The sequence below is a fragment of the Paenibacillus sp. MAEPY2 genome (genome assembly GCF_000499205.1).
Lineage (GTDB): Bacteria > Bacillota > Bacilli > Paenibacillales > Paenibacillaceae > Paenibacillus > Paenibacillus vandeheii.
The window spans coordinates 48051-70130 of sequence record NZ_AWUK01000041.1; the positions used below are offsets into that span (position 1 = coordinate 48051).

Sequence of the window (22080 nt, forward strand, 5' to 3'; positions counted from 1 at the left end):
TAATCACAAACAAGATGACTTTTGAACTATACAATAAAGACATCAAAGGTGATCACTTAGAAAAAACAAAAACAACAACACACACTAGATTCCATGAAGGAGTGGTTTATATGTTCAGCATCAACCAATGGCTTAGAGAAAACAAAGTGGCAATGTGGATTTTGACAGTACTTCGGGTGTATATCGGTTACGACTGGATGACACACGGATGGGGCAAACTGACTGGCGGATTTGAGGCAGGTGGTTTCCTTGCAGGCGCTGTAGAAAAAGCAACAGGTGATCATCCAGCCGTTCAAGCTTGGTGGGCAACCTTCCTTGAGAAATTCGCAGTACCAAACGCAGGACTGTTCGACTTCGTTATCCCGATGGGTGAATTCCTGGTAGGTCTGGGCCTCATTCTTGGATGCTTCACAACACTGGCAGCACTGATGGCAATGGTCATGAACTTCGCGTTCCTCTTCTCGGGAACCGTAAGCACGAATGCTCAATTGGTTCTGATGGAAATCTTCCTTGTAGTCGCTGGTGCAAATGCTGGTAAAATCGGTTTGGATCGTTGGGTAATGCCTTACCTTCGCGGATTGTTCACTCGCAATAAAGGCAGCCAGCCTAAAGATACACCAACGATAAACCATACGCACAAAACAGCCTAATTATTAAAAAGTATAAAAAAATAAATAGTATTCCCGGTCCTGCTCCCCTCCCCCTGGAGAGCGGGACTTTTTTTGTTCTTTATATATGCTTGCACATTCATCTGACTTGCTCATCTACAGAAACACGTATTATGATGAACGTATCGATCGAATATAATTAAAGGAGCACATGACATGCCAACCCAGCGCCGTCTTGAAACCGATGCCGACTTCCAGGAAGCCATGGACATGAAGCATAAGGTTCGTGTTTTTAAAGATAACCATCAGATTGATTCTGGTGGCATCATTATCCGTTTCGACAGCAATACCATTGTTGTGCAGTCCAGTGTAAGTGATCTGGCTTATCATTCGCGTACAGCGTGTGAGCTTTTCGAATTTCGTAAGTAGCTGCATTAACTTTCAAAATGCTCAAGTCATAAGTCATAGAAAAAGGTTTCTGAAGCCATCAGGCTGGCAGCAGAAACCTTTTTTGTTCAACGATTTATTAACCTAGGTCTTGCGGTCAATGATCTACCGTGTATTGGCATAATATGACCTATAGACCTGTTCACGTTCTGTTGTCTGCGCCAAGTTATACGCTGTCACCAAACTGCCAGCAGTTCAAACTGAGCGTACCGTAAGGATACGACTGGAATAGTCGTTTTGCAGATCGGGACATGTCAGCCGTACCCATGGCATAAAACAAGGGCGCAATGTGCTCCATTCCATAAGATGGAACTGCCGTGCGGGCGTGGGGTGCTTTTTTGTCATATTGAAACAGCTCTCTCGTGTTCCACTGCTCAAGCCGCTCGCCAATCCAGTTATCAAATTCCACTGCCCAGTCTTGTGGTTCATCATTGCTACCAAGCATGCGCAGGTTATGGACTGTTCCGCCGCTGCCAATGATCAGCACATTATCATGACGCAGCTGTTCCAGCATCCGGCCAATATCATACTGTTCCTGCGGGGAACGCAACGAATCAACAGATACCGCAATAACAGGAATATTGGCTTCTGGATACATGTGTAATAGTGGTACCCATACACCGTGATCCAGACCTCGGCCTAGAACCGGTTCATGTGCAAGATTACTCCGAGTGAACAGAGCACAGATCTCATTCGCCAGGTCTGGCTGACCAGATGCTGGGTAATTCATTGTATACATATTAGAGGGAAATCCGTAAAAATCATGCAAGGTCTGATGTGTATCATCCATTGTCACGGACGGTTCGGGACAATCCCAATGCGCCGTAAATACAACAATGGCTTTCGGAGCCGGCAGCCTGTCTCCAAGCTGGTTCAAAAAGTGAGTGTAGTCATTGCTCTCCACCGCCAGAGCGGGAGAACCATGCGCAATGAATAATGCGGGTAATGTCATTGCTGCCAACCTCCAGACACGGATAGGATGCTTACCCTTCTATTTTACCCCGAAGAAGGTGCTTTTCCAAGCTATCATCCCAATCAGGATGCATTCCGTACGCTCATGTTGTCTTTTGAATCAGCTCATGTTGACCATGCCATGCTTCAGACCAACGAAAAAGCTTGGCATAGGACCCTTTTAGATCATCCAATGCTGCCAATCCTGTTCGATCTTCTGACGCTCTCCCAGCCATTCTCTCGTACGTGTGATCAGCTGTTCCCGCTCTTTACCGGAAGAGAAGGTATGATCGCCCTGGAAAATAATCTCCTTGTCGCAGCGGCCTTCCTGGCGCATCCAGAATACCTTTTGATACAGAAACGCGTAGTCGACAGGAATGATCTCATCCGACGTGCCATGCACCACCAGAACATCCCCGTTAAATTTAACGGCTTCCTGGAACGGCTGATGTTCAGCCAGTGATTCAAAGAATGCGGGTGTAAACTTGTAGCCGAGATAATCAGCAGATCCCAGTTTCACCCCTTCATCGTACACATTACGTCCCGTAATCTTCACAATATCATTGAACGGATATCCTACGGATGACCACATGACGAGATTCTTGACTCGTTTATCACGGACAGCAGTCAGCAGAGCAACAGCTCCACCCAGACTATGACCTATCAGCGTCACACGGGTTGGATCTACATCACTGCAATTTACGGCATAATCCAGCACAGAACGTGTTTGGGTAATCATGGATTCAAGTCCTTCAGCTCCGTACTCACCGCTGCTCTCCCCGCAGCCGATATAATCGAAGCGCAGTACCAAATACCCATCTTCGGCCAGCTCACGGGCGGTCTTCACAAACAGACGATCCACACCGATCCGACTTCCTACGAATCCGTGGCAGATGACAGCAAGAGGCACGCGCTGTTGGTGATTTCCCTCCTTGATGTCTTTGACGACCGGATAATGAATCGTGGCTGTTAATTCTTCCTGCCCATGACGAATACTAATCTGACGCTCCATGCCCATTTCCCCTTTCCATTCTTCCCTGCTCATGTTCATTTTGTTAATTATATATAAATCCGATAAGTTTAATGTGTATTAAGATATATTAGTATATTATCATCCTGTGAACCTCAAGTCAACGTGAGGAAATGTCCATATCCAGACATATCTTATCTACATTTTATCGGCAAAAACGCGAAAAAAATGAGCCAAGCTGACTACAGCTGACTCGAATTATACCTAGTGCTAATATACTGGTGCAGAACCCTAGAAACTGAAATTTCAGCTCAGCTTTTCTTAATAAGCGGGTTGAGTAATACCAATACTCTGCCATCCATATTGGCGACCTGAATCTTCTGTTAGAAATTACTCATAGCTGCGACGAAACATCTCATGGGTCTCCACGCGACCCTGCCAATCGTTTTCATAAACCGAAGTTGAGCTTTCCCAAAAGCTCCCCGACTGAAAGGTTCCCTCTGTATACTCTTCCGCATATTCAGCATCCTCCAACGTGTCTTCCATCGGCACAACTTCATCCGTTACGCCGCGGGAGTTGCTATTCAGCAGCAGCTTCCTTGTTAATTGCTCCTTTTGTTGATCCATATCTGCCACACTCCAATCCCTGGTTTCTGTTGGAAATGCTACTATTGTGGTGGATTCGGCTGCACTTTATTCATTCTTCACACAATCGTTGGAACTGAACTCTCTCTCTTACGCATATTAACGGCGAACCAAGGAGAACCTAAACAATATATCATAGCCAACATTTGCCTCCGATTCCTTCTGGCGAAAGGGTTGAAATCATGGAACACATCTTGGAATGGATTCGTATTCACGGTAAACTGGTGCTGCTATGCACCTGTGTCATTCTGGCCTGCGCAGGGCTATGGTCGAATCGTAAACAATTGTTTTATAAGGAATGACTTTGCGAAACGAGAGCCCTTCCCGTATACTAAAATACCGTCAGGGTCTCCAGATCACCGGGGATCAGAACGTGTGTAGACAGGGGGAGCAATCATTGGGGATTTCCTATAAGAAGTTGAAAGAAATACAGAATCGGCAAATGACCGAAATGAGTAAGATGACACCGGAACATGTCAAACTGTTCGACCAGATCAGCACCATTGCGCGCCAAGCACCAGCCGATGAGAGAACGCAAGAAGAATGGATTCTCTCTGCCGGGAGAGCTATCGTACAAGCTCAGCGTGACGGTAAACCTGCGCGCGAGTTATATGGACCTGATCTGGAACAGGATATCTATTCACAGCTAGGCGTGGCAACTAATCATGAGGATGCTGATGCTGTTGAATCTAATATCGGTCCATCCACAACTTCAAGTACGGTTGCAGCGGGCACCCGAAGCAACTCCAATAAACGTAATGCGTCAGCCAAAAAGGCAGCAACAGTTGAAGCCGAATCAGCGGAGTCGCCGGATCAGGTTAAACGAGCGCCAAAATGGTATATCATGATCTCCTGGGCAGCTTTATCTTTTGTCATGCTGATTCAGGGGGCTGTTGGGCTATTTGTTGGCTGGACAGGTGGGGATACGGAACCGTTTAGCCATATTAGCTTGTTCTCTCTTATCGTTGCGGCGGTTGGCGGTATTGCACTCGTTGAAATGCTTCGTCGCCTTGCAGAGCGTCCAGATGATCAGGGAGCAGACAAGACTGCCAGACCACAGGTCAATCTTCGCGGGATCGCCATCTATATCGTTATCGTTGTGCTTGTCCTATTTGTAGGATATCCACTGCGTGACAGCCTTCCCGTATTTACGCTGGCTCCATGGGTTAGTCTCGTGATTGGAATTGTAGGATTGGCTACGTTGAGACCACTCTTTGGACGAAAGAAAGCGTAAGGATGCTAATGCCCATAGTGGGGCAGCAGCATTGGGTATCTCATGCAGGTGTATGATGTGCGAAGAGGAAGTACGACATTCGGTGATGAGGTAGTATATCGAGTTTCAAAAAAAGGGGCCATTATCCCCCAGCCAGCTGTTGAGAAATTCTCGACAGCTATTTTTATTTTCAGACCGTTCAGGAAAATTTCACAATACCCTCACTCCATCAGAGGTAAAGGTGGTCACGTACTCCTGTTATGTATATTGATTACTGGGTAGTAATTGAAAATGCTCCCTTTCAGTTGGGAAAGGGAGCATTTCTTTTTGCGATTAGTTCATACCATTCATTTTAAATCTATTGTTTATTCCCACTGCTCTGAGCAGGATCAGCAGTTGGAATCGTAACTTGAACAGAAGCATCAGGTTTGGCTAATTCCAGTTTGACTGCGCTTGATGCAGCTGAAAGAGCATTGCTATACGTTGTTGTATTTCCAGCTACAGACAGAATATATACTTTGTACTCACCGCCAACAGAAATATCAGCTCCTGTAGAATCTTTTGTGCCTTGTGTCAAGTTAATTTCCCCCGATGCAAGTTCTCCCGGAGTGATTGCTTTATACACTGCCGTTGCTGCTGAGGCTGGATTCAGACTATCTGATCCCTTAACTACAATAAGTCGATATTCAGATATTCCAGTTTCAATTGATGGTTTACTAAAAAATATCTTATAACTGGCTTCCGTTGCTGAACTGGTATTCCGAAGTTCATTGATCGTTGATGCTTTTACTTCAGTAGCTTGTGCAAAGATGTTAAATTCATTGGAAGCAGCGGACAAATTGGAAGCACGAGAACTGCTGTCTGATACGGATAAAACAAAGACCCGATATTTCTGCCCTACAACCAGTGGCTTATTATTAATATCTCGATGACCATTATTCAAGAAGACAGGACTTGAAGCATCATTTTTGTTGATATCAATATTATAAGAAATTCCAAGTGCAGAAGAAATATTAAAACCACTCACTTGATTTGCTGGTACTATAAACGCTTTATAACCCGAAATCCCATTCTCACTGGAAGCCTTACTGAAGCTTATAGATACATCCGACGCATCTCCCGCTTGCCCTTGGTTTTTCACCGTTGCATTTACATTACTAACTGCGGCTACAGCCGTATTGGAAGCCAATGTAATCACTCCCGAGCCTGAAGACAATGCATTAGCAAGAGAGCCGTTGTTATTTATTGCCATTACATATACTTGGTAGGCCACTCCATTAACAATATTGCTACCATCCGCGGTTTTTGCACCACTCGAGAGATTAACAGTCTGGTTGTTTCCATTTTTGCTTACATACGTATAATTCGCACTACCAACTGCATTAGCTGATGCCTGATTGAAGCTGGTACCCGACTTTACCACAAACACACGGTAGTGATTCACATTCGTCTCATCCGCCGAACGATTGAACGTCACACGCAGATCGCTACCATTGCCGTTATCCCCAATATCTGTTGCTGCCACATTGCTTGGTGCAGTCACAGCTGCATTGGCAGTCAACGTAATCTGTGAAGAATAAGAAGATAAAGCATTCTGACTGGAATTTCCACTTGTGCTTACCGACAGGACAAACACGCGATAGCTAACATTATTGGACAATGTGTAACCGTTGGTATCCACCATATAGTTAGGGAGGGTAAATGACTGATTTCCACCTGTCTTGTTCACCTGATAATAATTGTTCGATGCATTCGCTGCGCTCAGTGTGAAGCTGCCTGCATTTCCGGAACGTACTACATATACTCGATATACGGAAACGTTAGATTCATCCGAAGCTCTATTAAACGAAACCCGCAGATCGCGTCCATCACCGTTGTCACTTACATCAGCCACTCCGATGTTGCTTGCGACTCCAGCATTACTATTCGTTGTCAGTCTCAAAAGCGTCGACGACGAGGACAGCGCATTGGTATATCCGTTCTGCTGGTTGCCTACAGCCATAACGTAGATCCGATAATCTTGAAGATTTGTTACGTTATACCCACTTGTGTCCTTCATGGAGGATGGCAGTGTGGTTGTAATATTGTTTCCTGTTTTGTTCACATTATAGTACAAGCTGGAAGACAGATTACTCGCCGTAGTCAGATTAAAGCTGCTGGATACCGAGTTACGTACTACGAAAATCCGATAATTAGCAACCTTAGACTCATCAGATGAACGGTTGAAGCTCACTTGAATGTCACGACCGTCTCCATAATCCGAATTGTCTCTCACTGACGTGATAACAGGTGCTGTTGCTGTGTTTACACCCAGCGTAAGCGAAGATGATACAGAGGACAGCTTGTTGTCCGCTGTTGCCGCGTTGGAGCTCACTGACATGATGTACACGACATATGATGTGCCGTTTTTGATCAATTCCCCGGATGTATCACGCGTCGAGGAACTGAGCTGGCTTTTGACAGCCGTGCTGTTGCCTTTGTAGATAATGGTTGAATTCGAACTGGATACATTATTGGCCGTAGTCAGATTGAATGAAGAAGCGTCTTTCGCCTTGACTACAAAAGCACGATAATACGTAATATTGGATGTGGTGCTTGGCTGTGTAAAGTTAATTTCCAAGTCACGGCCATCCCCATAGTCACTGATATCTGCGATCCGAAGGCCTGTGACAGGTTGAACCGTCGTTTTCACATTGTTTAGTTTCAAGGACTGGGAAGACCAGGCCAGCAGATTTTTGTAATTATTGTTGCTGTTCCCCATGGTAAGTACATACAGACGATAGGTTTCACTTGTATTTAACAAATCCCCATTTACGTCGCGTGTCTGGGCATTCAGCGTTAATCTTGGATCAGTGCCATTTGGAGAAACGGATGTATAATTACCGGATGGTACAACCGATGCCGCAGACTCATTGAAGCTGTTCACATCACGCGTTTTTACCAGCATAATCCGATATGAGGATACAGCCTTCTCGGATGTCGGACGTGTGAAGCTTACAGTCAGGTCACGACCATCCCCATTGCTTCCGGATACAGAACCATAAATGTTCCATGCTCCATATTTCGTCTCATCCACTGGAGGGGTGGATGTGGTTTTAATATCTACCCGCTGATTGCGAGAGTTCCAAAATACTTTTTCTCCAAATGCTTCACTGACAAAACGAATCGGAACCATCGTATTTCCTTTGATTGTATTCGCAGGCACATCCAATGAGACTGCTTCACCGTTGATGTATGCAGTTTTGGAGCCTAGCTTCAGGATCACTTCCTGATCTTCACGGACTGCTGTAATCGTTTTGGTTTTGTTCGTATACTTTACTGTGGCATCCAATCCTTCAAAGATGGACCGCAACGGAACCAGTACACGTCCACCTTTCATGACAGGTGCCTGTGCGGATGACAACTCCGCATCGTTGATATATATACTAATTCTCGCAGCTGCATCCATAACCGACGTAGGTAGTGCTGACATCAACATAGCCGATACAGCCAGTGCTGACATTACCTTTTTCACTTGACGTCCTCCCGCTTTCTTCATATCCAATATCCCCATTCTCTTCATTGTTTAAGTTAAAATGTGATCGTTTTGAATTTCATTTTATTCCTGTAATTTCCTGTGCACATCTAAGACGTATGAATAGGAGTAAAAGTTTCCAATCCCACAAAAAATATTTTCGCAGAAATGCCCTTCCTCCATCTACCCTCCAAAGGTTAAAAATAACAGAAGAATTTGTCATTATTCCGAAACAACATCCTTCCCGAATTCGTTTAATGTAAAGTGACTAGTGTATTGTAGCCTATCATCTCTAAACTACGGGAGGTTCACCCTTATGACACCAGCGTCCTTTTTTTCCAAACGTAACGTCATCCGTACCATCATTACAGCAACTGCCGTCGCCATGCTGCTTCAGACTGGTTCCGCTCCTTTATCAGGGGTCGCTATTGCAGCTCCGTCGAGCGCGGATACCAAAGTAACTACCAGTAGTTCAACCGCCATATATAAGACATTTCAGTCCATGCTCAAAAAAAAGAACGGCTTGCCCGCCGCTGACACCTATCTGGAATCCAATATCAAAAAAGTAACAACGCATCACGCTACCCTGATGGTGCTCCAACTGGAGAATGCGCGCCTGAAGGCTCTAACCTCCATGACGGACCGCTTGCTCGTTCCTAACGTTCAGGACAAGATGCTCAAGGCATACCAAGCAAATGACAGCTTCACCAAACTAATGGAGCGTACCCAGGACTCGAATCTGCGTGCACTGTTAAAAGATGCCCGGGACAGCGGCTATCGCCTCGTCATGCTCGAAGGCTCCCTCTATCCCATTATGAATTATGCGGCCCTCGTGAAATATAGCTCTGATATTACAGAGGATATCTCAAGCTACATCAACATCATGATGAAGGAAACAAAAAAATTGCCTGCGGATGACGGAGCTCTGGTCATTGGCTATCAGGAAATTCTCCTTCGAGCACTCAGCCAGGAAAGATTCTTGGAGCTGCGTCCGAAATCGAATCGGGCCAAGCAGGTTCAGGATCAGTTGAACAGTTATACCCTGTATACTTTTTATGGGCTGAACAACACACCGCTGTTTGATTATGACACGAACAAAATGGTTGCGAACGCCCAAAGAGGCTATAACGGCGTCTTGCAGCGTCTTGCATCCGTCGATAGTGAATTCCTCACCAAGCTGGATGCCTTTATGGATGTGGTTAAGGAAGCAAAGTATGAGAAAACGGCTGCGGTGGAGAAATGGCTGGAACAGAATGTTCCGACCGGGGCAGAAGGCAGCATGCAATGATTCATCCGATTAAACTCCTCATAAACGCAAAGAAACCGACACAGGATCGCGCTCCCTTGTCGGCTTCTTTGGATTCTATCGTTGAATTGCATCTCCTACACCAGACTAACGCAGATTCATAAACTACGCAATCGGCTTGACCATATGGCTATACTCATGTCCAGCAATGACAATCACTTCATCCTTGATATAGCCCTGCCGTTCGTACAACATCAAGGCCCTGCCATTGTTACGTTCAACAATGAGGGATACCTGCGAGTGCCCAAGTTCCCTTCCCTGCTGCTCAAAAGCAGCCATCAATGCCTTGCCGATGCCCTGCCCCTGATACGCTTCGCTTACCGATAGAGTATCCAGATAATACTCCCCGGGACGGGTTTCTTTGACCAAGTTATATTTCTCATCTGTACTCCGACCAGGCCGATCCAGAATTGGCTGATCCAGACGATCTGCCTCGCCGCCATCATAAGCCACCAGTATTCCTGCGACTTGCTCATCCTGTTCCATGACCGTTACGTTACGGTAGCTGATTCGATTGTCTTCCTGCATGTAAAATTGCTGCAAAATCTGCATCGCTTTCTCATGATCCCCTTCACCAGCAAGAGCATAGGCAATATCATCAATCGCCTGATAGAGTAAAGGAATCACTTGTGCGGCATCTTCCTTACGAGCAGGTCTGATCAGAGGCCGTGCCTCACTACGGTCCGACTTCACATTGGAATAATTCATCAGATTAACATGTTGAACAAATTGAGATTTTTGTTCAGCTCAGTATACGCGATGCCTTTACGATTCATGCGTTCAATCAGCGGCTGGTAGTCTTCCTTGTACATCAGCTCGATGCCCACCAAGGCAGGCCCATTTTCCTTATCATGTTTCTTCGTATATTCAAAACGGGCAATGTCGTCATTGGGTCCCAATACTTCCACAAGGAATTCACGCAATGCTCCCGCACGCTGTGGGAAATTGACCATGAAATAATATTTCAGACCTTCGTAGATCAAAGAACGTTCTTTGATTTCCTGCATCCGGTCGATATCGTTGTTACCACCGCTAATTACACAGACTACCGTCTTGCCCGCAATCTGTTCGCGATACTGCTCCAGTGCAGCAACCGCCAGTGAACCAGCAGGCTCTACAACAATCGCGTTTTCATTATATAACTCCAAAATGGTGGTGCAGGCTTTACCTTCAGGCACCTTCACAATGTCATCCAGCGTACTGGTACAGATGTCAAAGGTCAGATCACCAACACGTTTCACCGCAGCACCATCCACGAATTTATCAATATCATCCAACGTGACAACCTGCTTGCGGAACATCGCCTCACTCATAGAAGCCGCGCCAAGTGGTTCTACGCCAACGATGCGGGTTTCCGGGCTAACCGTCTTCATGTAGGTTCCAACACCGGCAGCCAGACCGCCACCACCAATTGTGACGAATACATAATCCGCTTTTTCATCCAGACTCTCCATGATTTCCATCGCAACGGTACCATTACCTGCAATAATCTTGGGCTGGTCGAACGGATGGATAAACGTCATGCCCTGTTCATTACACGCACGCATAGCTTCCTCATAAGCATCGTCATACGTATCACCTGTCAGCACAACTTCAACATTATCTCCACCAAATCGGCGTACCTGCTTCACCTTCTGATTTGGAGTTGTGCTCGGCATGAAGATTTTACCGTGGATGCCCAGCGCGTTACAGGAAAAAGCAACCCCCTGCGCATGGTTGCCCGCACTCGCGCAGACAATGCCTCTCTCCAGCTCAACTGGAGTCAGACTACGAATCATGTTGTAGGCTCCACGAATTTTGAACGAGCGTACCACCTGCAGGTCTTCCCGTTTAAGATACACATTACAGTTATATTTGGCCGACAATACAGCATCCCGCTGCAGCGGCGTTCTTACAATGACTTCTCGCAGCACATGATGTGCGCGCACGATATCTTCCATGCCAACAATGGCACGGCCGGAATTGGTAGTTCCCGTTGGTTCCTGTTCCACTGGTTTCATCTCTTCTCCACACTCCGCTTATCTTGGTTGGCAATGCAAGCATTGCTTTTTTCTCTCTTTATTGTATCACTTTTGTTCTGTTCTTGCGCCTGAGCTCGCCTCATGTACCATTCGCACAATCTCATTAATAATAATCTGAGGATCCGTAAACATGACCTTATGGCTGGATTGATCAGCTCCGATCCACTTGGCATTGGTCAGGGAACTTACGGTTTGACGATGTGCTTGTATGATAGCGGGCCTTATTTTACGCTCTCCCCTACCTGTTTTTGTACCTGAAATGACGCTAACTTCCAGATTACCAAGATCAAGAGAGTTAAAATAAACGATTCTAATTGAAAATGATTATCAATTACTTGATTATAGATTATTCCACTCTTTTGGACAAGGCGTATTGTCGGATTTGCTGGCCTCCTCAACCTTCATTGTTTCCCATCCATATCAACGCTTTCTCCCGAATAGCAGATCAAAAACCCGATCCATTCAAGGACCGGGCAGTAAAACAAAATGTGACTTCGATATTCATGACTTCCTACTCTAGGCAACCAATCACGCCTGAGTCTTATACCAAGCTGCCGCGGCTTCTGCCTCCGTACGGGTCAACTGGTGACCCTGACGCTCCCAGTGCATGTGCACATCGGCACCAGCACCGCTAAGCAGTGAGGCGAGTTCATCCGTTTCATGTTTTGGCACAATTGGATCGTTCTCTCCTGCTCCGATAAACACAGGCAGCCCTTTCAGGTCCGGCAGTTCCAGACCGCGAAGCGGTACCATCGGATGGTGCAGAATCGCTCCTTTAAATGCGTTAACCTGATGGAAGATCAGACTTGCAGCAATGTTAGCTCCGTTGGAATAACCCAGGGCATAGACATTCGCACGATCAAAGCCATACTCCACAGCAGCTGCATCCACAAAAGAACCCAATTCCGCTGTCCGTGCAATGAGATCCTCTTCGTCAAACACCCCTTCGGCCAAACGGCGGAAGAAACGGGGCATCCCGTTCTCAGATACGTTACCACGCACCCCCAGAATACCGGCTCCTGGCGCAATCATCTCGCCCAGACCTACCAGATCATTCTCCGTTCCACCTGTTCCGTGCAGCAACAACAGTGTAGGGGCATCCGGTTGTGCACCTGCTTTATATATATGTTTCATTGTATTGGTAGTAGTCATGATTTGGACTCTCCTTTCCATTCACGTACTTGAATAGGTGGCAGCAGCTGTTCAATCTGCTCGCGCTGTGGTTCATACCATTCAGGCAGCATCAGTTTCTCACCCATGCTCTCCTGCGGTTCATCCCGTGCAAATCCTGGAGGATCCGTAGCCAGTTCAAACAGTATACCTCCCGGTTCCCGGAAATAGACGGCGTTGAAGTACTGGCGGTCAATGACCGGCGTTGGATGATATCCGGCTTTTTGAAGGTCCTGCTGCATTTGTTCGTGCTCGACGTAATCTTTGGCACGCCATGCAATATGGTGTACTGTACCAGCTCCGCCAATTCCCCGCTGAATTCCGGTGGATTGAATATCGATCAATTGACCGATGTCGCCAGTAGCCTGTAAACGAATGATTCCATCCTCTTCACCTACCTGCTCCAAACCGAGCATCGTTTTCAGCACATCCGTTGTTTTGTCGGGTACATGGCTGAATAATACAGCACCACCAAAGCCTTTGATCGCATGCTCTGGCGTTACGCCATTGAATGACCACTGACTAGCCTGGCCTCCTTCACGCTCAACCAATTCGAGCAACAGACCGCCTTTATCGAAGAAGCGAATGTACTGCTCGCCAAATCTTGTTTTATTTTCAAATGGAATATCGAAGGATGTCAGACGTTCTTTCCAGAATGGCAGGCTTCCCACCGGAACTGCATATACGGTTACGCCCGTCTGTCCTGATCCAATTACACCTCTTCTGGCATTTTGCTGCGGGAAGAAAGTGATAATGGTACCCGGTGCCCCATCCTCATTGCCATAATACAGATGGTAAACATCCGGTGCATCAAAGTTAATTGTTTTTTTCACCAATCTTAGTGCCAATACACCTGCGTAAAAATCAACATTTTTCTGTGCATCATCTACAAAAGCCGTAACGTGATGGATTCCTGAAGTTCTGAACATACTCTCCACTCCCTTGGTTTTATTAGTAGCATTGTTATATTTAGCAGTTTGTTATGCAGTGCTTTTTGTTATTTATCTTTAAATTAAGATTCTTTAAATTTATATTAATCCATTCGTTCTCATTTTGCAAGCTTTTGTTTTAAAATTAAGATACTTAGGGTCGTTAACCTGCTGAAATGCAGCTTGAGTATAATGAAAAAGGACAAAAAACAGGCCCCGATCACTCGGAAACCTGTCTTCCTTGAATCTTATTCCATTGCCGCCAAACAACATTGGCCCTTATTACTTCGCATGATGCTTTAGGTCAATTTTAATCGCTTAGGCGGTTGTACCAGATCTTTGCCATCATACTCATCCTTGATATCTCCAACAATTTCTTCAAGGATATCCTCCATCGTAACCAGACCAACCGTTGTCCCCTCCGCATTATGAACTGCAGCGATATGGGAACGACTTTGCTGCATCTGGATCAATACATCCTTAATTGGTGATAACTCCGAGAATTTCAACATGTCATGAACAAAGGTATCTATATTGAACGCCCGGCCAGCAGCAACACTCGTGAGCATCTCCTTCGTATGAATAAATCCAACGAAGTGGTCCAGATTTCCTTTTTCGATCACTGGGAAACGTGTGTATTCATGCTGCTTCAGAACCTCAATCATACGATTCAGCGGCATTTCTTTATCTAACGTAACAATTTTTTCTTTGCGGATCATAATCTCCTGAAGCAGACGCTCATCAAAAGCAAAAATGTTTTTGAGATAGTCCAGCTCCGTCTGATTGATCTCTCCACTTTCATAACTCTGCGCCATGATCAGCTTCAGTTCCTCTTCAGAGTGAACTGTATCGTGACCTGCTGGTTTTATACCAAATATGCCAAGCAGCAGACGTGCCGCCCCATTCAGTGCATAGATGAACGGATTCATGATCTTACCGAACCAATACAGCGGCGGTGCGAGCAACAGAGTCATTTTCTCTGCAAACTGGATCGCGAGCGTTTTCGGTGCCAATTCACCTATTACGACGTGCAGGAACGTGATGATCGCCAGAGCAATACCATACGATAGTACCGTAGATAAAGCCGCTGGAACCTCAAGTCGTTCAAACAGCGGGTGAAGCATCTTCTCAACAGTAGGTTCACCCAGTGCACCCAATACCAGCGCCGTGATGGTGATACCCAACTGACAGGCAGATAGATAATAATCCAGATTGTGAGCCACTTTTTTGGCCAATACCGCTTTTTTGTTGCCTTCCAGGATTAACTGATCTATTCGAGACATCCGCACTTTCAGAATTGCAAATTCCGCTCCAACGAAAAAGGCGGTCAGACCGATAAATACGGCTACTAAAAATAAGTTTAAGGCTATTATTCCGTCCAATGATTTCCCTCAAGTTGAGGGATTCACCTCCAAGTTGATCATTTATTTAAGTTAACACTAGTGATGCTCGGGTAATTAGATTAGGCTAGGTCACTGGCAGATTCATTAACCTGTGCGGCATTTACACGTTCAAGCAGAACCTGCTTAATGTGAAAATTTTCTGCGTCCACAACGGTCCAGATGTAATCACCGTGTTCTATCGTATCACCTTGTTCCACACCGACACCCTTCTGGAATTGAATCCACCCGGCCACGGTATCCATCTCTTCATTACCTTCAAACACAAGCCCAAACTGCCGCTCCAACTCATCCAGCAGCACCCGGCCGTTAATGAGATATTGGTTCTCTCCGGTTTCCTGAATGTCAGCAACTTCATCGGCATCGAACTCATCCCGAATCTCGCCGACAAGCTCCTCCAGAATATCCTCCATTGTAATGATCCCCGAGGTACCTCCGTATTCATCCACGACCACGGCCATGTGCACACGTTCCTGCTGCATCTTGATCATGGCATCCTGAATACTTGTAACTTCAGAAACGTAAGGAATTTCACGAACAAAATCGACAAGTTGGTGCTCCCTAAGGGCAACCATATCAGGCAAAATCTTTTTCACATTCACGACACCGACAATTCGGTCCTTATCCCCATCCTCAATGACGGGATAACGTGAATAATTATGCTCATCCAATATCGGGATGATATCATCGTAAGTCATATTATGATTCAGTGTTACCAGTTCCGTCCTCGGAACCATGATGTCTTTGGCATCACGCTCATCGAACACAAATACATTTTCCAGATACGAAAGCTTGGTCTTGTTGTTCTCGTCCCCTTCATAACTCTGGTTCATGATGATTTTGATCTCATCCTCCGAGTATGCCTGCTCATGCCCGGCAGGCTTAACGCCAAAACCACGAAGAATAACGCGAGATGCACCATTCAGCGCCCAGATGAACGGGTACATTATTTTACCGAACCAGTACAATGGTGGCGAGAGCAGCAGCGTCAATTTTTCCGAAAATTGAATCGCCAGCGTTTTGGGAGCCATCTCACCAACAACAACGTGCAGGAACGTGACAAGTATGAACGCAATCGCATAGGATGCGACGGATGATACGGAAGCCGATACGTTTAGATACTCAAATACCGGATATAGGAGCCTTTCAACAGTTGGCTTACCGAGTGCACCCAATCCCAGGGCAGTGACGGTAATACCGAGCTGACAGGCAGACAGATAATAATCGAGATCCGTGACTACTTTCTTGGCCAATATGGCCTTCTTATTGCCCTCGGCAACAAGTTGATCCACTCTTGATGTACGGATCTTGACCACAGCGAACTCCGATGCAACGAAAAATGCGGTCAACGCAATCAAGATAATGAGTAATGCAATATTCAATACGGTAATTATGTCCAATGATTTCCCCGCTTCTCAGGGATTCACCTCCAGAGATAGTTACAGCGTGATCCGTTAATCTGGTTAACCATTCAACAGCTGATTGACGTTCAATACGGCGTATGCCTTATATGAAATCGATTAATGATAAAGTTTGTATATGTTATACTTTGACCTTGTAAAATAGCAAAACAGGAATTCAGGATGAAGTTAATCATTTACAGAAACTACTTCACTAAAACCAGGGTTCCCCCTCATGCTGTCGCTTGTTTCTCCGATTTACTCCACCAAAATTCTCCATTTGGACAGTTTACAATATCGCCTTCCCAATAGATATCCACCTCCCCTCTCATTCATTCCTGTTTCAGAGAAGTATAACACGATCTGCACCAAACCATCTAGTTGCACGTCATGGTTTGAAGCACTACATATTGTATTGTTCACAAAATAGTCTTTCTGTATGAAGATTCATTCATTATTGTTAGACTAGACGGTTTTACAAAAATAATACCCTCTGCCAAAATTGCTCAAACAACTCAAAAGTCTCTTTCTCTTTCCTTGATCTGCGGTAAATAGAAACAGCTTTGCCACATAGTTATGTATACGCAATAAAAGGCTCACAGGATGCAAACACCTTTTCAGGCGAGCATCTTACGAGCCCCTTGTTGTTGATTTATTGGTTAACCAAAGCCTTGGCAGCAATATCAGACCGCTGATGTTTGCCATCAAAGCGGATTCGGTCCGCTTGAGCATAAGCTTTGTTTCTTGCTTCGGCGATATCGGCTCCAAGACCTACCACACCCAGGATACGTCCCCCATTGGTAAGCCATTCTCCGGATTCATTGCGCGCCGTACCCGCATGGAAGACTACCGCTTCATCGACTTGATCCAGCCCTTCAATCGCTACGCCTTTCGCATAAGGACCCGGATATCCACCAGAAGCGAGCACAACACATACAGCAGCTTCTTCGCTCCATTCAATCTCGATATCCGCCAATTTCCCGTGCACGGTTGCCCAGAAAATGTCGAGTAGGTCACTCTTCAGACGTGGTAATACGACCTGAGTCTCGGGATCACCGAAACGGGCGTTGAATTCAATCGTTTTGGGTTTACCATCTGGTGAAATCATCAGCCCGGCAAACAACACACCCTGGAACGGACGTCCTTCGGATACCATCGCTTTGGCCGTTGGTTTGATAATCGTCTCCACTGCTTCTTCAATGATGGATGCCGGGATGTGCGGCAGTGGCGAGTAGGTTCCCATTCCACCTGTGTTTGGCCCCTGATCGTTGTCAAATACCGGTTTGTGATCCTGTGCAGCTGCCATCGGACGAACGGTCTCTCCATCCACAAAAGCCAAAATCGACATTTCCTGACCTGCCAGGAATTCTTCGATGATGACCTTGGCTCCTGCTTCTCCAAATACTTTATCCACCATAATGCTCCGGAGCGCCTGATTAGCCTCCTCACGGGAATAAGCTACTGTAACGCCTTTACCAGCTGCCAGTCCATCAGCCTTAATCACCACAGGAATGGCTTGCTCATTCAGATAAGCCTGCGCTTGCTCGTAATTGTCGAATTTCTCATAGGCTGCAGTGGGAATATTGTATTTGTGCAGCAGGTCTTTCATAAATGTTTTGCTGCCCTCAATCTCTGCTGCATTACGGCGTGGTCCAAAGACTGGAATGCCTGTCTTGTCAAAAGCATCCACAATGCCGTCTGCAAGCGGATCATCCGGCCCAATAACAACCAAGCCCACATTAAGCTCCACAGCGAGCGCTGTCAGTTTATCAAATTCATTTACTGCAATCGGATGACACTCGGCGAGCTGTGCAATGCCTGCATTTCCCGGCGCACAGTGAATCTTGCCTGCCTTCGGGCTTTTCGCCAGTGCCCATATGATTGCATGCTCCCGGCCACCGCCGCCCACTACCAGAATATCCATTAGCGTTGTTCCCTCCATGAATTTCAGGATTTTTCATTTCCTCTTGGTAAAAAAGCTTCAAAAGACGATGAACAAGCCTATTCGCTTGTTCATCGTTTGGAAGCACTATAGTTGTCGTTTAATGTTTGAAGTGACGAACGCCGGTGAAGACCATTGCAATACCGTATTCATTAGCCACTTTGATGGACTCTTCGTCCTTGATGGAGCCACCTGGTTGAATCACTGCTGTAACTCCAGCTTTCGCTGCGAGCTCCAGTGTGTCGCCCATTGGGAAGAACGCATCAGATGCCAGAATGGCACCTTTGGCTTGATCGCCTGCTTGTTCAATCGCAATTTTGGCTGCACCGACACGATTCATTTGACCTGCGCCCACACCAACAGTCATGTCGTTTGCCGCCAGAACGATCGCATTGGATTTCACATGCTTAACCACTTTCCAGCCAAACAATAGCTGTTTCAGTTCTTCTTCGGATGGTGCACGATCTGTTACTACCTTCAACTCGCTTGCTTCAATGGAATGCACATCGCTTTGCTGTACGATCATGCCGCCGTCGATGGAAGTTACTACGAATTGGCTCTCCCGATTGCGGGCAGCGTTCAGTTCACCCGTTTTGAGCAAACGAATGTTTTTCTTTTTGGTGAGGATATCGAGTGCTTCTTGTGTAAAGTCAGGAGCCAGAACGATTTCCAGGAAAATCTCACTCAGTTTAGCCGCTGTATCGCTGTCGATAATGCGGTTGGCTGCCACGATTCCACCAAAGATGGAGGTTGGATCAGCCGCATAAGCTTTGCCATAAGCTTCGTAGATGCTTTCGCCAATACCTACGCCGCAAGGATTCATATGTTTGACCGCCACAACAGCTGGTTCTTCAAATTCCTTTACAATCTGCAAGGCTGCGTTCGCGTCGTTAATATTATTGTAAGACAACTCTTTACCGTGCAATTGCTCGGCTGTTGTCAACGTATCTTGGGCTGCCAGTGGTTTGCGGTAGAATGCCGCCTGCTGATGTGGATTTTCGCCATAACGCAAATCCTGGAGTTTTTCGTAAGTAACCGTCAGACGCTCTGGCAGCGGATCACCGTTCAGGTTGGAGAGATAGTCAGAAATAACTGCATCATAAGCCGCTGTATGACGGAACACTTTTGCCGCAAGCCGTTTGCGTGTTTCGAGTGAAGTGTCTCCACTGCTGCGAACTTCTTCAAGCACCTTGCCATAATCTGCTGTGTCAACAACGACACTAACAAAAGCATGGTTTTTGGCAGCAGAACGAAGCATGGTTGGACCACCGATATCGATGTTCTCGATCGCGTCTTCGTACGTTACATCCGGTTTGGCAATGGTATCTTGGAAGGGGTACAGGTTTACGACAACGAGGTCGATATAATCCAATCCGTTCTCTTCCATCTGGCGCTTATGCTCTTCGCTGTCACGAACAGCCAGCAACCCACCATGAACTGCTGGATGCAATGTTTTGACACGTCCGTCCATGATTTCCGGGAATCCGGTCACATCCGAAATTCCGATGACAGGTACGCCTTCCTTCGACAACAGACTGCTTGTACCTCCTGTCGAAATAATCTCCACACCCATTTGCGACAGCTCGCGGCAAAAATCCACGATGCCTGTTTTATCCCATACGCTGACCAGCGCTCTTTTGATACTCACAATATGCTCCTCCTTTAATGTCCCATGGCTTCGCGTTTCATGGCGAAACACAACCGATTTATTTCCCGAGAAATATCACAAAATGCGTACCAATTTTCGACGATCATACTTGTTTCAAACGACAGTTCCTGCCCGAATTTTCAGAGTCAGTCCGCTTTCTTTACAGTAACTTGGCGACCTTCGAGTTTAACCACTCCCTGAGCAAACCAGGATACAACCTCAGGGTACAGCTGCTGTTCAGCAGCATGGATGGAGCGACTGACGGATTCAGCTGTATCCTCTGGCAAAATCGGAACAGGCTGCTGGGCAATAATTGGCCCTGTATCCATGCCTCCATCCACAAAGTGCACGGTAACTCCGGTAATTTTAACGCCGTATTCCAGTGCCTGTCCTACTGCATCTTTGCCCGCAAACGCTGGCAACAAGGACGGATGAATGTTAATCAGCCGACCTGCATAGCTATCCACGACCACTGAAGTCAGCAATCTCATGTAACCGGCAAGAACAACCAGATCAATGTTTTTGGATTCAAGCACTTCCACAATTTCAGCCTCGTAGGCTTCGCGGGAATCATAATTTTTGGGAGTAAACAGATGGCATTCCACGCCTGCATCCTGCGCCCGCTGCACCACACGTGCAGCCGGCTTGTCACATACCAGCAGATCTATGGATGCACCCAGCCCTCCGTTCCGTGCTGCATCAACCAATGACTGAAAGTTCGAACCTTCACCAGAGGCAAATACAGCAATACGGTAGTTCGCCATTAAACATCCGCTCCCGTGAAGGTTACTCGCGCATCTCCTTCTGTAACACGGCCAATGATGTACGCTTCTTCGCCAGATGCCTTCAGATGTTCCAGCGCTTCACTTGCATCTGCTTCGTTCACAACCAGCACAAGTCCAATCCCCATATTAAACGTGGTGAACATGTCACGGTTCGATACAGATCCTTTTTCTTGCAGCAGGTTGAAAATTGGCAGGATCGGCCAAGAACCGTAGTCGATATCTACATTCACGCTGCTTGGCAGCATACGCGGGATGTTCTCGATGAAGCCCCCACCAGTAATGTGAGCCATGCCTTTTACTTTTACCTTTTCAAGCAGGGACAGGAGTGGTTTTACATAGATTTTCGTTGGTTCCAGCAGTGCGTCACCCAGCTTGCCACCCAATTCAGCGACTTCATCCTGCAAGCCCAATCCGGCTTGTTCCAGCAAAAGTTTGCGTACCAAGGAGAAGCCGTTGCTGTGCACACCGCTGGATGCAAGTCCGATCACTGTGTCGCCAGGAGCGATAGTTGTACCGTTTATGATTTTCGCTTTGTCCACGATACCCACCGTAAATCCGGCAATATCGTATTCACCCTCACTATACATGCCTGGCATTTCAGCCGTTTCGCCACCGATTAGTGCACAGCCCGACTGATGACATCCTTCTGCGATTCCCGCAACAATGGCTTCTATTTTCTCCGGGATGACTTTGTCACACGCCAGATAGTCGAGGAAGAACAACGGCTCTGCGCCCTGTACCACAATGTCGTTCACACACATGGCTACCGCGTCGATTCCGATGGTATCATGACGGTCCATGGCAAATGCGATTTTCAGCTTGGTTCCTACACCGTCTGTACCGGATACAAGCACCGGCTCATCATATTTATCTTTGTTCAAACCGAACAGGGCGCCAAAGCCTCCTAGATCTGTCATCACTTCCGGACGGAAGGTACGTTTCACGTGTTTTTTCATCCGTTCAACCGCTTCGTTGCCTGCCGCGATATCGACGCCGGCGTTTTTGTATGCTTCGGACAAGTGGAATCCGCTCCTTTTTTTTCGCCCCTCCTAAATCCTCCCGCCCGGGAGGACCCCAAAGGACCTTGTCAGGCCCTCTGGACACCCGCCAAACAAGCGGTGCAGGAGTGGC

At 46.6% G+C, this 22080-nt stretch carries 18 protein-coding genes; 4 read left to right on the forward strand and 14 right to left on the reverse strand.

What is annotated here, in order from left to right:
• Positions 1 to 110: 110 nt before the first annotated feature.
• Positions 111 to 650 carry a DoxX family protein gene (locus tag P364_RS0128975; protein WP_029881392.1) on the forward strand — a complete coding sequence of 180 codons (540 nt, stop codon included), beginning with the start codon at positions 111 to 113 and terminating at the stop codon, positions 648 to 650.
• 174 nt (positions 651 to 824) lie between these two features.
• Positions 825 to 1037, forward strand: coding sequence for a hypothetical protein (locus P364_RS0128980; protein WP_024633524.1), 213 nt, complete (start codon positions 825 to 827; stop codon positions 1035 to 1037).
• Positions 1038 to 1221: 184 nt separating this feature from the next.
• Here P364_RS0128980 and P364_RS0128985 read toward each other — a convergent pair whose 3' ends face one another.
• The 3 genes from P364_RS0128985 to P364_RS0128995 all read right to left on the reverse strand — a co-directional run bounded on the left by P364_RS0128985 (position 1222) and on the right by P364_RS0128995 (position 3603).
• The gene (locus tag P364_RS0128985; protein WP_024633525.1) at positions 1222 to 2007 is read right to left on the reverse strand and encodes a DODA-type extradiol aromatic ring-opening family dioxygenase; all 786 of its coding nucleotides are present in this window, start codon (positions 2005 to 2007) and stop codon (positions 1222 to 1224) included.
• 180 nt (positions 2008 to 2187) lie between these two features.
• Positions 2188 to 3018, reverse strand: a complete 831-nt coding sequence (locus tag P364_RS0128990; RefSeq protein ID WP_024633526.1) for an alpha/beta hydrolase — start codon at positions 3016 to 3018, stop codon at positions 2188 to 2190.
• Between the two features lie 348 nt (positions 3019 to 3366).
• Complete coding sequence (locus P364_RS0128995) at positions 3367 to 3603, reverse strand: hypothetical protein (RefSeq protein WP_024633527.1); 237 nt, start codon at positions 3601 to 3603, stop codon at positions 3367 to 3369.
• Positions 3604 to 4018: 415 nt separating this feature from the next.
• Here P364_RS0128995 and P364_RS37050 point away from each other — a divergent pair, with 415 nt between their 5' ends.
• Complete coding sequence (locus P364_RS37050) at positions 4019 to 4855, forward strand: DUF1129 family protein (protein ID WP_024633528.1); 837 nt, start codon at positions 4019 to 4021, stop codon at positions 4853 to 4855.
• Positions 4856 to 5192: 337 nt separating this feature from the next.
• Here the strand turns inward: P364_RS37050 and P364_RS0129005 are convergent, their stop codons facing one another.
• Positions 5193 to 8372 carry a copper amine oxidase N-terminal domain-containing protein gene (locus tag P364_RS0129005; RefSeq protein WP_052016827.1) on the reverse strand — a complete coding sequence of 1060 codons (3180 nt, stop codon included), beginning with the start codon at positions 8370 to 8372 and terminating at the stop codon, positions 5193 to 5195.
• A 292-nt stretch (positions 8373 to 8664) separates the two neighbouring features.
• Here P364_RS0129005 and P364_RS37055 point away from each other — a divergent pair, with 292 nt between their 5' ends.
• Entirely contained in the window at positions 8665 to 9636 is a 972-nt protein-coding gene (locus P364_RS37055; protein WP_024633530.1) for a hypothetical protein, read from the forward strand.
• A 123-nt stretch (positions 9637 to 9759) separates the two neighbouring features.
• Here P364_RS37055 and P364_RS0129020 read toward each other — a convergent pair whose 3' ends face one another.
• The 10 genes from P364_RS0129020 to purM all read right to left on the reverse strand — a co-directional run bounded on the left by P364_RS0129020 (position 9760) and on the right by purM (position 21968).
• Positions 9760 to 10362 carry a GNAT family N-acetyltransferase gene (locus tag P364_RS0129020; protein ID WP_063870668.1) on the reverse strand — a complete coding sequence of 201 codons (603 nt, stop codon included), beginning with the start codon at positions 10360 to 10362 and terminating at the stop codon, positions 9760 to 9762.
• Positions 10362 to 11654 (reverse strand): threonine ammonia-lyase IlvA, encoded by a 1293-nt coding sequence (gene ilvA / locus P364_RS0129025; protein WP_024633532.1) that lies wholly within the window; start codon positions 11652 to 11654, stop codon positions 10362 to 10364. Before ilvA ends, P364_RS0129020 begins: the two co-directional genes overlap by 1 nt.
• A 549-nt stretch (positions 11655 to 12203) precedes the next feature.
• Positions 12204 to 12809: an alpha/beta hydrolase gene (locus P364_RS0129030; RefSeq protein ID WP_024633533.1), complete on the reverse strand. Its 606-nt coding sequence runs from the start codon at positions 12807 to 12809 to the stop codon at positions 12204 to 12206.
• Between the two features lie 14 nt (positions 12810 to 12823).
• Positions 12824 to 13774 (reverse strand): ring-cleaving dioxygenase, encoded by a 951-nt coding sequence (locus tag P364_RS0129035; protein ID WP_024633534.1) that lies wholly within the window; start codon positions 13772 to 13774, stop codon positions 12824 to 12826.
• Between the two features lie 299 nt (positions 13775 to 14073).
• Complete coding sequence (locus P364_RS0129040; protein WP_024633535.1) at positions 14074 to 15156, reverse strand: hemolysin family protein; 1083 nt, start codon at positions 15154 to 15156, stop codon at positions 14074 to 14076.
• An 80-nt stretch (positions 15157 to 15236) separates the two neighbouring features.
• Positions 15237 to 16574, reverse strand: a complete 1338-nt coding sequence (locus tag P364_RS0129045; RefSeq protein WP_024633536.1) for a hemolysin family protein — start codon at positions 16572 to 16574, stop codon at positions 15237 to 15239.
• Positions 16575 to 17226: 652 nt separating this feature from the next.
• Positions 17227 to 18498, reverse strand: a complete 1272-nt coding sequence (gene purD, locus P364_RS0129050) for a phosphoribosylamine--glycine ligase (protein WP_024633537.1) — start codon at positions 18496 to 18498, stop codon at positions 17227 to 17229.
• Positions 18499 to 18616: 118 nt separating this feature from the next.
• Positions 18617 to 20164: a bifunctional phosphoribosylaminoimidazolecarboxamide formyltransferase/IMP cyclohydrolase gene (purH, locus tag P364_RS0129055; RefSeq protein ID WP_024633538.1), complete on the reverse strand. Its 1548-nt coding sequence runs from the start codon at positions 20162 to 20164 to the stop codon at positions 18617 to 18619.
• Positions 20165 to 20310: 146 nt separating this feature from the next.
• The gene (gene purN, locus P364_RS0129060) at positions 20311 to 20928 is read right to left on the reverse strand and encodes a phosphoribosylglycinamide formyltransferase (protein ID WP_024633539.1); all 618 of its coding nucleotides are present in this window, start codon (positions 20926 to 20928) and stop codon (positions 20311 to 20313) included.
• Positions 20928 to 21968 carry a phosphoribosylformylglycinamidine cyclo-ligase gene (gene purM, locus P364_RS0129065; RefSeq protein ID WP_024633540.1) on the reverse strand — a complete coding sequence of 347 codons (1041 nt, stop codon included), beginning with the start codon at positions 21966 to 21968 and terminating at the stop codon, positions 20928 to 20930. The genes purN and purM overlap by 1 nt, the downstream gene beginning before the upstream one ends.
• Positions 21969 to 22080 lie beyond the last annotated feature (112 nt).

Bases quoted from the DNA above. Each gene is read 5' to 3' on its own strand.
- purN (WP_024633539.1), bottom strand. From the start codon at position 20,928: ATGGCGAACTACCGTATTGCTGTATTTGCCTCTGGTGAAGGTTCGAAC.
- P364_RS0129005 (WP_052016827.1), bottom strand. From the start codon at position 8,372: ATGAAGAAAGCGGGAGGACGTCAAGTGAAAAAGGTAATGTCAGCACTG.
- ilvA (WP_024633532.1), bottom strand. From the start codon at position 11,654: ATGAAACCAGTGGAACAGGAACCAACGGGAACTACCAATTCCGGCCGT.
- P364_RS0129035 (WP_024633534.1), bottom strand. From the start codon at position 13,774: ATGTTCAGAACTTCAGGAATCCATCACGTTACGGCTTTTGTAGATGAT.
- P364_RS37055 (WP_024633530.1), top strand. From the start codon at position 8,665: ATGACACCAGCGTCCTTTTTTTCCAAACGTAACGTCATCCGTACCATC.
- purD (WP_024633537.1), bottom strand. From the start codon at position 18,498: ATGGATATTCTGGTAGTGGGCGGCGGTGGCCGGGAGCATGCAATCATA.
- P364_RS0128995 (WP_024633527.1), bottom strand. From the start codon at position 3,603: ATGGATCAACAAAAGGAGCAATTAACAAGGAAGCTGCTGCTGAATAGC.
- P364_RS0129030 (WP_024633533.1), bottom strand. From the start codon at position 12,809: ATGAAACATATATATAAAGCAGGTGCACAACCGGATGCCCCTACACTG.
- P364_RS0128990 (WP_024633526.1), bottom strand. From the start codon at position 3,018: ATGGAGCGTCAGATTAGTATTCGTCATGGGCAGGAAGAATTAACAGCC.
- P364_RS0129020 (WP_063870668.1), bottom strand. From the start codon at position 10,362: ATGAATTATTCCAATGTGAAGTCGGACCGTAGTGAGGCACGGCCTCTG.
- P364_RS0128980 (WP_024633524.1), top strand. From the start codon at position 825: ATGCCAACCCAGCGCCGTCTTGAAACCGATGCCGACTTCCAGGAAGCC.
- P364_RS0128985 (WP_024633525.1), bottom strand. From the start codon at position 2,007: ATGACATTACCCGCATTATTCATTGCGCATGGTTCTCCCGCTCTGGCG.
- P364_RS0128975 (WP_029881392.1), top strand. From the start codon at position 111: ATGTTCAGCATCAACCAATGGCTTAGAGAAAACAAAGTGGCAATGTGG.